This is a genomic window from Acinetobacter schindleri (assembly GCF_010918895.1).
Taxonomy (GTDB): domain Bacteria; phylum Pseudomonadota; class Gammaproteobacteria; order Pseudomonadales; family Moraxellaceae; genus Acinetobacter; species Acinetobacter schindleri.
Genome location: NZ_CP044483.1, coordinates 575,648 through 586,722, shown reverse-complemented (window position 1 = coordinate 586,722; position 11,075 = coordinate 575,648). Strand labels below are relative to the sequence as shown.

The following is an 11,075-nucleotide window of genomic DNA, read 5'->3' as shown; positions in this document are numbered from 1 at the left end:
CTACAAGGGTTTTAATAAAAAAACCTTATTCCAGCTTCCAGCCCGGAGATCTAAGGCAACGTAATGTAGCAAATTTTGAACACGCAATATAGTAAAATGCATGGCTGTTTGATTCAAAAGCAGATAGATGGATTTTATCTTTATGCACTTTTGCTCATAAGAAAAGCTAAAAACACTATTTTTAATTATAAAAAAACTGGTTCATATTAGTTTTATCCAAACCAATAACAGAATTTTGAGGCACATATCATGACTTTACGTTTAGGCGATACCGCACCGAACTTTGAACAACAATCAAGCGAAGGTCTAATTAATTTCTATGACTTTTTAGGTGATAGCTGGGGCATTCTGTTCTCGCATCCAGCGGATTATACGCCAGTATGTACCACTGAACTTGGCTTTACCGCAAAGCTTAAAGATGAATTTGAAAAGCGTGGTGTAAAAGCTATCGCCTTATCCGTAGATGATGTGGATTCACATCATGGCTGGATCAAAGACATTAATGAAACTCAAAATACCAGCGTGAATTTTCCGATCATTGCAGATCAGGACCGTAAGGTGTCTACCCTATATGATTTCATTCATCCGAATGCCAGTGAAACACTGACCGTACGTTCTCTGGTGATCATTGATCCGAACAAGAAAGTGCGTCTGATCATCACTTACCCCGCATCGACTGGTCGTAACTTCCACGAAATTCTACGTGTGGTAGATTCACTTCAGTTGACTGATAACCATAAAGTGGCAACACCTGCAAACTGGCAACAGGGCGATGATGTAGTGATTGTTCCGTCACTGAAAGACGAGGAAGAAATCAAACAGCGCTTCCCTAAAGGTTATAAGGCAGTAACTCCTTACCTGCGTTTAACGCCCCAGCCTGAGTGAGAATCAGCAAGGCACTGCCTTGCCCTGAGGAATATTCCGCAAGAAGACGAGAAGCTATGCTTCGAGTTAAGACTAAAGCACTGCTTTAGTTTTTTTCAAGACAAGCGAAGCGCGTAGTATTAAAAGAAAGTACTGCTCCGTCCTGAGGAATATATTCCGCAAGAAGACGAGAAGCCATGCTTCAAGCGGTAAACTAAAGCCGAGTTGCTCATTAAACTAAAATTAAGCTGTAATCAACTCTCCACCATGGAAGTGAAGATAGTCAAAATCATAAATATTCATTTCCATGTTTTGATTAAAACCCATTGACGAGCCGGGTTATCAAGCTTCCTATTAAGCCTGTCTTCAGACAGGCTTTTTCTTTGTGAAAAGTTTTATTCTGTTTAAAATAGTGATTAAAACTACAATTCAGAGCACCATGAAAAATTATTATTCGTTTGTTATTGTTTCTATCTTTGCCTTAGCTGGCTGTATGACTACACCTGCCTTGCCAGAATATCAGCGTCCTGCGCATTGGGGACAGGAAATTCATCAACAATATAATTTCTATCAGATTAGTAATGAACTCTATCGCAGTGAACAGCCCAGCCATGAACTGAAGCCTTTGTTGAAACAGTATGACATTGATGTGGTCATTAACCTGCGTTCACGTGATAAAGATTCGGAAATACTCGACAATGAAAATCTAAAGCTGAGACATATACCCATTCATACCTGGGCTATGCAAAGTGAAGATTTACTCAAGGTGATGCAGCTGATTCAGCAGACACGGCAAAATAATGAAAAGGTATTATTACACTGCTATCACGGTTCTGATCGTACCGGTGCCAGTGTAGCCATGTACCGGATTATTTTTCAGAACTGGAGTATTGATAATGCGGTAAAAGAAATGAAACATGGCGGTTATGGTTTTCATAGTATCTGGCGCAATATTGAAAAATTATTTACTCCTGAAAATGTAAAATGGATCCGAGAGCAACTCAAGGATCCATCTGTTTAAAGCAGACTTAAATTAACGTTTATCTAAAGGTACCCAATCGTTAACCCAGGCTGATTTCATGTTCAGACTGGCATCAGAGGCGATTTTCTTACGGATCGCATCAGCTGCTTCACGGTCTTTCGATGGACCCACCATAATCCGTATTCCTTTTGAAGTTGGGCTCTTGGTCACCTTATAGCCTTTGGCACGCAGTTTTGCTGCAATCGCATCAGCATTGGCTTCATTGGCAGCCAGTGCCACCTGAACCATCCACTGCTTGTCATCTTCGCCTTCCAGCAACTTACGTGCTTTTTCAGCTTCGGCCTTTTTCTTGGCTTCTTCAGCTTTACGTTTTTCCTCAGCCTTACGTTTCTCTTCGGCAGCTTTTTGTTCAGCCTCTTTCTTCTCAGCCGCTTTACGCTGTTCTTCTGCTTTCTGCTGTTCGGCTTTACGCTTTTCTTCCGCCTTACGTTTTTCTTCAGCAGCCTTGCGCTCAGCTTCTTTCTTCTCAGCCGCTTTACGCTCCTCTGCCTTGCGCTTTTCCTCTGCAGCTTTACGTTCAGCTTCTTTCTTCACAGCATCAGAAGAATCTTGCTGCTGGGTTAAATTCTGCTGCTCAAGCTTTTTTTGCGCGGCCGCTTTGTCTTCGGCTAAACGTTTCTGTTTGGCCTGTTCATCTTCTACCAGTTCTGGCGGAATATTGTCTGAGCTTTGCTGGCCCATACGGTGTGCATTTAGGGCAGCATATTCTTCAGCCGCCTTACGTGCTGCATCCGCTTCAGCCTGCTGTTGCATCGCCAGGAATTCTGCTGCACGTGCTTCCTGCTCAGCCACGGCCTTTTCACGGTCACGGCGCTGCTGCTCCAGAAGACGTTTTTCAGTTTCCACATCTACCGTCAATGAACTCGGACCACCTACATCCCGACTTTCCACCTGAGCCGGCTGTTCCGGCACATTCACACTATGATGATCAATTTCTGCTTTGCCTTTCAGGAGTAATGCTGCCAATAAAACACCACCACCTAATAAAACAACGCCTCCCATCCAGCGTTGTTTGTTATTCATTGACATTCTTCCAAATACTCCCATACCGCTTCTAACGTATGAAATGAACCACACACCAAGATCAGCTGATTATTATTCGTTTCATCCAGCGCTGATTGAAAAGCTAATTTAACATTGTTATAGGTTTCCACCGCTTGCCCAGCTAAAGCATCAGTCAATACCGACAGCTCTGCTGCACGTGGAACATTTAACGGTGCAATTTTCCATAATCGGATACTGTCTTTCAATAACCCGACTACAGAATTTATATCTTTATCACCTAACATCGAAAAAACACAGACCACTTCCGAAATCTGTGAATGATGATTTAAATAGTGACTTAACTGTTTTAACAGGAATTCGACTCCATGCGGATTATGCCCGGCATCAAATATCACAGTTTTATTTGCAATTTCACGAATCTCAAAACGACCTGGCAATTTTGCCGTCTGAATTCCTTGTGCAATGGCTTCCTGACTGACTTCCAGACCACTCACCAGAATTGCTGCAACAGCTGTCGAGATATTATCCAATGCCAATGAACCTGTCGGAAGTTTCAATGTTGTCCCGGAAGATGCAAAACCCCAGGATTCACCATCTTCAAAGGCTTCGTAAAAATAATCACGATTGATGACATATAACAGCGCTGTACATTCGGCAGCCTTATCTAAAATCGCTTGAGGAATGTCCTGCTGTCCGCCAAAAACCACCGGAATATTTGGGCGGATAATGCCGGCTTTTTCAAAGGCAATTTTTTCAATGGTATCACCGAGCCAGTCGGTATGATCCAGACCAATATTGGTAATCACTGCAACGTCTGGATTGACGACATTGACCACGTCCAGACGACCACCCAACCCTACTTCCAGCACCCATACATCACACGCTTCATTTTTAAAAATAACAAAGGCCGCCAGTGTGGTTGCTTCAAAGAAAGACAGGCTCAAACCACATTCGCGGCGAGCCTGATCAACTTCAACAAAAGCATCTATCAACAACTGATCTTCAACTTCAATACCGCGTAGTTTGACGCGCTCATTAAAGCGATACACATGCGGGGATTGATACAGACCCACCCTCAAACCTTGTGCATTTAGAATGGCGGCCAAGGTGGTCGTGGTCGAACCTTTGCCATTGGTTCCAGCAACGGTCAGCACTTTGGCTTCAGGCTGTGTAACGCCCAGCTTTTCAGCGACTGGAAGGACCCGCTCCAGACCTAAATCAATACCCGTAACGTGAACATGGCTCCAATAATCGAGCCATGTATCTAAAGAATCTGTTGCTAAAGGTGCTGCTGTGTTCAAGGCAAATTCATCAATTTCGTGACAATACGATAGACTGTATCACGTAATGCATGACGGTGAACAATTTGGTCGATCACACCATGATCAAGCAAATATTCTGCACGTTGGAAAGGTTCTTCCAGCTTTTCACGTACTGTTTGTTCGATGACACGTTTACCCGCAAAACCGATCATTGCTTTCGGTTCAGCAATATGCACATCACCTAACATAGCTAGAGATGCAGTTACACCACCATAAACCGGATGGGTAAGCACGACTACATATGGCAGACCTGCTTCCTTCAGACGCTGGATCGCCGCTGATGTACGAGCCATCTGCATCAAAGACAACATGCCTTCCTGCATACGTGCTCCACCTGAAGCGGCAAAACAGATCAATGGCTGTTGCAGTTCAATCGCACGTTCAGCAGCTTGCACAAAACGGTCACCCACTACAGTACCCATTGAACCGCCCATGAAATCAAATTCAAAAGCAGTTGCAATCATTGCTACGCCTTTCAGCTGACCTTGCATCACAACTAAGGCTTCAGTTTCGCCAGTTTTTTTCTGCGCTTCCGACATGCGGTCTGGATAGGCTTTGCTGTCGACAAATTTTAATGGATCTTTTGCCTTAAATTCCTGACCCATTTCTGTCTGTACCTGGTCAAAGAACCAGTTCAGACGGTCACGTGCCTTCATTCTCAGATGTTCATCACATTGTGGACAAACATAGGCATTAAATGACATCGCGGTACGTGTCACCAAAGCATGACATTCTGGACACTCAATCGTTGGCTCAGTAAACGTCGCCTTAAGCGCGGTTTGCTCATCAGGAACATCAATACCTGGAACTGTACGTTCCGTCCATGGGGTCGATGGGCTCAGAATTTTGCCTGATTTGACTGGTTGACTCATACTAACTCATCGAGCGCTGCTCGAAGCTCCTTGACTTTATTCACCGTTTCGACAACGGCTTGTTCTGGCGCGAGCGTTGCAAACTGCTTCACGAACGCACTTCCTACAATCACTGCATCGGCAGCAACACCCATCGCTTTCGCAGATGCAGCATCACTGATACCAAAACCAACGCCAACAGGAACATCTGTCTCGGTCTTAATTTTCTGAATGCGAGCGGCAGCTTCAGATACATCTAAAGTTGCTGCACCGGTCACCCCTTTTAGTGACACATAGTAAATAAAGCCGCTGGCCTGTTTTACCACGTGCTGAATACGGGCATCGGTTGAAGTTGGCGCCAGCAGGAAGATTTGATCCATCTCGTATTTTTGCAATACGATTTTCAAATCATCTGCTTCTTCAGGTGGCAAATCCACTAAAAGTACACCATCGACTCCACATTCATGAGCATAAGCCACGAACTTTTCATAGCCAATCACTTCAACAGGGTTTAAATAACCCATCAGAACCACTGGAGTTTCGTTATCTTTCTGACGAAACTCTTTCACCATTTCCAGAGCATTCAGGGTATTGGTTCCGCCTGCAAGTGCGCGTTCAGCAGCAAGTGCAATCACGGGACCATCAGCCATCGGATCTGAAAATGGAAGACCCAGTTCAATCACATCGACACCGGCATCTACCATTTGATGGAGCAGAGGTACAGTCACCTCAGGATGCGGGTCACCAGCCATAACATAAGAAACTAAAGCTTTACGCTGTTGAGATTTAAGTTGTCCAAATCGTGTGGCTAAACGTGACATAGGGTTGTGCGTTCCTTAACGTGTTTTCAAACTTGAAGCGTTGACTATTGTAGAAATACAAGACACCGCATTGTAACGCTATTTTTTGTTCATTGAACAGTACACAGCGAAGCGGTATTGTATTTCATTTCCTGCGCGAAGATTTCAGAACAACCCGAAAGACAGTATTTACGAATATTTTGATTTTTTTCTCAATGATCAAAGATGACTAATTTCGCTATTCTGTAAAATATTGAATGTTTAGATAAACTTATTTTTATCACTAAAAATTGAATAAAAACACAGGTGTTAGCGCATATATTTAAAGTTTTCTGAAATTGCAAAACCTGCTTTATACTACGTGCACTTTTTTACTTTTCTATCTCCTATGCAGACTGATTCAGAAGCTACAGTGCAGGCACGGGCCATTGCACTGTTGCCGCTTATTGTATTTTTAACAATCTTTTTAGGCAGCGGGATTTATCACACCATGATTGGAACCGAGTTCGCGTTCTATCAGGTGAAAGCGCCTGTTGCTGCCCTGCCTGCGATTATCTTGGCTGCATTAGTGTATCGCGGCAAACTCAACCAGGGCATTGAAGAATTTCTTAAGGGTGCCAGCCATCCTAACCTGATTCTGATGTTCATGGTGTTTATGCTGGCGGGGGCATTTGCCAGTGTCAGCAGTGCCATTGGCAGTGTCGATGCCACCGTGCAAATGGGTCTATCGGTGATTCCACCAGAATTTGTCTTGCCGATGCTATTTATTATTTCGGCATTCATTGCAACTGCAATGGGTACCTCAATGGGAACGATTGCTGCCTGTGCACCGATTGCCTTTGGCTTTACTCAAGCCACAGATATTACCGTGATTCATGCCATTGGTGCTGTTGTCGGTGGTGCGATGTTTGGTGATAACCTGTCGATGATCTCGGATACTACGATTGCAGCGACTAGCAGCCAGAAAGTCCAGTTACGGGACAAGTTCCGGGTCAATGTCTGGATTGCGGTACCGGCATCAATTGTCACTATTGCGATTTATTTCTTTCACACCAGCACAACAAGCGGCGTGGAATATAAGGACTTTAACTGGCTATTAGTCCTGCCTTATATTGCGGTTTTTGTCTTGGCCTTTAGTCGTCTGCATGTACTTGCGGTCTTGGCAATTGGCGTATTGCTATCGGGCTTATTTGGTCTGTTCGCGACATCAGAGTTTGACCTACTTAAACTGAATAATTCAATCTATGATGGTTTTGTCGGGATGTTCGAAGTCGCTTTGCTGTCGATGTTTCTCGGTGGTTTGTCCGCCATCATGCAACGTGAAGGCGGTTTACGCTGGCTGATCGAACGGATCTATGCGCTAACGCGTTTATTTAAAGTTGGCCGTCAACGTGCCGGTGAAATTGGTATCAGTTTTCTGGTAATTTTCTCAAACCTGTTTGTGGCCAATAATACCGTGGCGATCATCTTGTCTGGTGATATGGCACGTGAAGTGGCAAAAGAATATGGCGTTGATCCAAAACGGTCTGCTGCCTTGATGGATATTTTCTCTTGTGTAGTTCAAGGCCTAATTCCTTACGGCGCACAGCTATTGCTGGCCTGTTCGATTGCCAAGCTGTCTCCGGTAGAATTGATTGGTGGCGTTTATTATTGCTGGATTCTGGCGATCTTTGCAGTACTGGCAATTGCGTTTAGGTTTCCCCGACTCAAAGCAAATGCTTAAGCAGTAAAAGTAAAAATCAGCGATCCTTATGGGTCGCTTTTTTATTTCTATTTTTCCTCCTTTGTTTTGAAAATTTTTCGTGCCTGTAAAAGTGTTTGCCCAGTTGCAGCTTTATAGGCACGCGCCAATGCAGATTGATCAGAATAATCCAACTGCTGAGCAATTTCAGTCAGGCTAAGCCCCTGCTGTAATAACGTCTCACAGCGTTTCATTCGCTCCTGTTCCAGCAACTTTTTAAAGGAACTGCCCTGCTCGCTTAAATAACGCTGCAAACTCCGTGATGACATCCATAACTGCTGGGCCAGTTGTTCAATTTTAATTGCTTGATATTCAGTACGTAGCTGATCAGCAATAATTTTTCGTGCCTGCTGTAATATTGATTCATTTGAAGACCTGGTAGCAATGGCTTCTTCAGCCTGGCGGACGAGCAGCTGTAACAGCATCGGATCAGCCTGTTCCGACTTGATTTTTAAATCTTTTAAGTCCAGTTCAAAACCATAATAGGCCTGAGAAAAACGCACGTCCACGCCAAAGAATTTCTGATAATGCCGTTGCGCCATCAACGGTGCATGAGCTAACCGAACACAACGTAGTACCAGCGGATGATCCTGTAAAATATAACGACCCAGTTGCACCATCGCTGCAATCGTTAATTCATTCAGCAACTGATATTTCTCATGCAGAAAATCCCAGTACAGTTCAATACTTTGTTCATGCTGTTTTATCTGCAGAGGGACAAACTCACTACCATCCACTACTAGCCGTTGAAAACGCATGATATAACCGATCATCTCGGAAATGCTGCTACTTTTCGAGGCCATATAACCCAATACCCCAAAATGCTCCGGACGAATAGACTGGACAATTTCAAAAATTAATTGCGGACAATGCAGATGCGTTTGGGTTCTTCCAATAATTGTGTTTAATAACTCAAGAGGAACTTCAGTATCAAAAGGCTGGTCAATTAAATGGCGCAGTGGAGTATTTAGATCTTCAAGAAAATCAGCCTGCAGAGGTTCTATATTCAGGCTGCGCAGATGCGTAGCCCACAGCTGAATATAACCATTTGATATTCTTATGTCCTGCATGTGTAATTCTCGATGAGTGCAGCAATTTGACAAGTTTTATTTTCATTTGGCGTAAAATGTATAAAAATTGGCAATAACTGTCAAAACAATTTGTGTAATGGTCGACATACTGTCAGCATCGACATCAACAAAAATGACAAAAGATGAATGCACCATTAAAAACAACTGTACAGCCGGTGGTTCGCACCAATCTTGACTTTAAACTTGATGAAATTCCTCGCTTCTGGTTTGGCGGTGATCCTTTCCTGACCCGTATGTTTGACGCCTTGAGTCTGACTTTCCCGGATGGTGAACGCTACTTCATTCAAAGCGTACGCCTATTTCGCGATAAAATTGCCGATCCTGACCTACAAAAACGTGTAGCAGACTTTATCCGTCAGGAAGCACAACACGGTATTGCGCATGAAAAGATGAACCAGATCATGAAACAGCAAGGTATGCCGGTAGATCAATTCATTCAGCGTTTAAACAGAATTTTTAAATTCGAACTGGAAAAACGCTCACCTCAATACAACATTGCCATGACCGCTGCGGCTGAGCATATGACTGCGCTGATGGCAGAAACCTTCTATGCTTATAAAGACACCTTGAAAGCAGCGCATCCTTATGTGCGAGCTCTATTTGCCTGGCATGCAATCGAGGAAATGGAACACCGTGATGTTGCGTTTGATGTAATGAAACAAGTGGGTGAGGTACCAGAAAACCTAAGAAAGTTCACCTTAGCATGGACCAGTGTATTGATGATCGGTTTTACCATTTATCGGGCCAATGTGATGTTAAAGCATGACGGATTTACGCCACGCCAACGTCTGCAGATGAATATTCGCGGCTTGCCATGGTTCTTTGGTAAAAAAGGCAAGCTGACCCGTATGGGCAAACAGTATGGTGATTGGTTTAAAAAGGATTTCCATCCTAGCCAGCATCCTGTGATTGCTCAATATGACGTCTGGGTAAAAACACTGAGTGAAACCGATGATCCAATTCAGGCGGGTGAAGCATTCTGGCGAGCAGCTAAAGACTAAAAAATAAAAGTAATAAAAGAAAAAAGCCTTTAACTAAAGGCTTTTTTCTTGCTGATGATTACCATTTGGCATAATGCTGTTCAAGCAAAGCATATTCATCTAACAATACATATTCCTGATCATCCTGCTGAATGGTCCCGGATACTCGTGCCTGCCATTGGCTAAACTGGCTACCGACCAGACGCAGATTCAAATTTTCATAACGGCGCCAGCCCGTCGTCACACGCAAATTCAGCTTCTCATCCAGTGAGTGTATACTCCACTGATTTTCTGATTCCTGCTGAAACAGCACGTCGGTCAAGGCATAAATCTTGCCGTTGACCCATAGACAGTTTTCATTGCCAAAGCTTTCATTCACGCCTGATGCAAGATTAATTCCAATCCGGTTCTGCTTGGTATCCCAAAAATTACAAGATAACCAGAACCATGCTGTTTCGGGACGCAGAAAACCACAGGTATCATCCAGTGAAGCAAAGGTACGTTCATTAAACTGGATGGTCTGCCCTTGTTTGTTAACGAAATATCCTTCACAGCCTAAAGTCGTTAATTTCTGGGTATAAGTCCAGCCATTAATACCTGTTGGACTACACATACTGAGTGGATCTGTTCCGGCACAGAAAATCCGGGCACTCAGCTTTATATCTCCATATTTGGTCACAGTGATATAACGCACACCATTGGCATGCTGGATTTCAATCTGGTATGGAGATTTATGAAAATAACTATGATTAAACAGTGGCTGTTCATCTAAAACAGTGTGACGTGACAGAAAATTGATCGCATTCCATTCCCGCACTTCATTGGTCTGATGATCATAGATATAGAAGAAACCATGCCCTGCCCAGGCAATATCAGCGATCGCTACGCCAATACTGTAGTGTTCATGCTGAATGCTACAGAATTTGAATTTTTTGTATTTAAGATGCTTACGCCAGCCGGCAACAATCTGGCCATAAGGAGTTTTGTACTGGTAAGCATTGTAATCGATACTTTTGGGAATTTCTTTGAAACGTCCGTAACGGGGTTGTCCATTTGCCTGAATTAAATCCATATAAGGCATTCCATCTAAGTCGGAGAGTTTATACAGCCGTGTTCAATATTATGCTAATTCCTTAGTCTTGATAAGGAAATTTTTCTACCGTTTATCGCCAAATTATTAGCAAGGATTTGATTTCATTTGAATCTCATTCTTTTTATGAGGATCCAAAATTTTAGTTATCTGTATAGGAGACATTTTTTGCGACATGGATGTGGGTCATTGAGCAGCATTATCAGGATGTAATGTCTTCTGATTAAAAAGCCTTTGGTTACTTTGGGCTTTTCCAGAATAATATCTACCTGAAGAAAAGTTTTTGAAG

General features: G+C 43.3%; 10 protein-coding genes. 4 read left to right on the top strand and 6 right to left on the bottom strand.

Annotated elements, in window-relative coordinates; translation table 11 throughout:
• The first annotated feature begins 249 nt into the window (after nucleotides 1-249).
• Together FSC11_RS02925 and FSC11_RS02920 are read left to right on the top strand one after the other, a co-directional pair.
• Nucleotides 250-885, top strand: a complete 636-nt coding sequence (locus tag FSC11_RS02925) for a peroxiredoxin (RefSeq protein WP_163165059.1) — start codon at nucleotides 250-252, stop codon at nucleotides 883-885.
• Between the two features lie 418 nt (nucleotides 886-1,303).
• Nucleotides 1,304-1,885 carry a dual specificity protein phosphatase family protein gene (locus tag FSC11_RS02920; protein WP_171521695.1) on the top strand — a complete coding sequence of 194 codons (582 nt, stop codon included), beginning with the start codon at nucleotides 1,304-1,306 and terminating at the stop codon, nucleotides 1,883-1,885.
• A gap of 12 nt (nucleotides 1,886-1,897) precedes the next feature.
• On the opposite strand, the gene FSC11_RS02915 is transcribed toward FSC11_RS02920, so the two are convergent.
• Genes FSC11_RS02915 through trpA form a run of 4 tightly spaced genes read right to left on the bottom strand, consistent with a single transcriptional unit; the run spans nucleotide 1,898 to nucleotide 5,905 of the window.
• Nucleotides 1,898-2,929, bottom strand: coding sequence for an SPOR domain-containing protein (locus FSC11_RS02915; RefSeq protein WP_163165055.1), 1,032 nt, complete (start codon nucleotides 2,927-2,929; stop codon nucleotides 1,898-1,900).
• Nucleotides 2,926-4,212: a bifunctional tetrahydrofolate synthase/dihydrofolate synthase gene (folC, locus tag FSC11_RS02910; protein WP_163165053.1), complete on the bottom strand. Its 1,287-nt coding sequence runs from the start codon at nucleotides 4,210-4,212 to the stop codon at nucleotides 2,926-2,928. Before folC ends, FSC11_RS02915 begins: the two co-directional genes overlap by 4 nt.
• Nucleotides 4,209-5,105: an acetyl-CoA carboxylase, carboxyltransferase subunit beta gene (gene accD / locus FSC11_RS02905; RefSeq protein WP_004816134.1), complete on the bottom strand. Its 897-nt coding sequence runs from the start codon at nucleotides 5,103-5,105 to the stop codon at nucleotides 4,209-4,211. Before accD ends, folC begins: the two co-directional genes overlap by 4 nt.
• Nucleotides 5,102-5,905, bottom strand: a complete 804-nt coding sequence (gene trpA / locus FSC11_RS02900; protein WP_004816131.1) for a tryptophan synthase subunit alpha — start codon at nucleotides 5,903-5,905, stop codon at nucleotides 5,102-5,104. Before trpA ends, accD begins: the two co-directional genes overlap by 4 nt.
• A gap of 367 nt (nucleotides 5,906-6,272) precedes the next feature.
• Here trpA and FSC11_RS02895 point away from each other — a divergent pair, with 367 nt between their 5' ends.
• Nucleotides 6,273-7,607 (top strand): Na+/H+ antiporter NhaC family protein, encoded by a 1,335-nt coding sequence (locus FSC11_RS02895; protein WP_163165051.1) that lies wholly within the window; start codon nucleotides 6,273-6,275, stop codon nucleotides 7,605-7,607.
• A 47-nt stretch (nucleotides 7,608-7,654) separates the two neighbouring features.
• Here FSC11_RS02895 and FSC11_RS02890 read toward each other — a convergent pair whose 3' ends face one another.
• Nucleotides 7,655-8,695: a helix-turn-helix domain-containing protein gene (locus FSC11_RS02890; RefSeq protein ID WP_163165049.1), complete on the bottom strand. Its 1,041-nt coding sequence runs from the start codon at nucleotides 8,693-8,695 to the stop codon at nucleotides 7,655-7,657.
• 143 nt (nucleotides 8,696-8,838) lie between these two features.
• Between FSC11_RS02890 and FSC11_RS02885 the strand changes: the two genes are divergently transcribed.
• Nucleotides 8,839-9,717, top strand: coding sequence for a metal-dependent hydrolase (locus tag FSC11_RS02885; RefSeq protein ID WP_163165047.1), 879 nt, complete (start codon nucleotides 8,839-8,841; stop codon nucleotides 9,715-9,717).
• Nucleotides 9,718-9,775: 58 nt separating this feature from the next.
• On the opposite strand, the gene FSC11_RS02880 is transcribed toward FSC11_RS02885, so the two are convergent.
• On the bottom strand, nucleotides 9,776-10,768 hold the full coding sequence (locus FSC11_RS02880; RefSeq protein ID WP_103800925.1) for a DUF2804 domain-containing protein: 993 nt from the start codon (nucleotides 10,766-10,768) through the stop codon (nucleotides 9,776-9,778).
• Between the last annotated feature and the right edge of the window lie 307 nt (nucleotides 10,769-11,075).

Coding starts and splice junctions, on each gene's coding strand:
- FSC11_RS02915 (WP_163165055.1), bottom strand. CDS start 2,929: ATGAATAACAAACAACGCTGGATGGGAGGCGTTGTTTTATTAGGTGGT.
- FSC11_RS02920 (WP_171521695.1), top strand. CDS start 1,304: ATGAAAAATTATTATTCGTTTGTTATTGTTTCTATCTTTGCCTTAGCT.
- accD (WP_004816134.1), bottom strand. CDS start 5,105: ATGAGTCAACCAGTCAAATCAGGCAAAATTCTGAGCCCATCGACCCCA.
- FSC11_RS02895 (WP_163165051.1), top strand. CDS start 6,273: ATGCAGACTGATTCAGAAGCTACAGTGCAGGCACGGGCCATTGCACTG.
- trpA (WP_004816131.1), bottom strand. CDS start 5,905: ATGTCACGTTTAGCCACACGATTTGGACAACTTAAATCTCAACAGCGT.
- FSC11_RS02885 (WP_163165047.1), top strand. CDS start 8,839: ATGAATGCACCATTAAAAACAACTGTACAGCCGGTGGTTCGCACCAAT.
- FSC11_RS02880 (WP_103800925.1), bottom strand. CDS start 10,768: ATGGATTTAATTCAGGCAAATGGACAACCCCGTTACGGACGTTTCAAA.
- FSC11_RS02890 (WP_163165049.1), bottom strand. CDS start 8,695: ATGCAGGACATAAGAATATCAAATGGTTATATTCAGCTGTGGGCTACG.
- FSC11_RS02925 (WP_163165059.1), top strand. CDS start 250: ATGACTTTACGTTTAGGCGATACCGCACCGAACTTTGAACAACAATCA.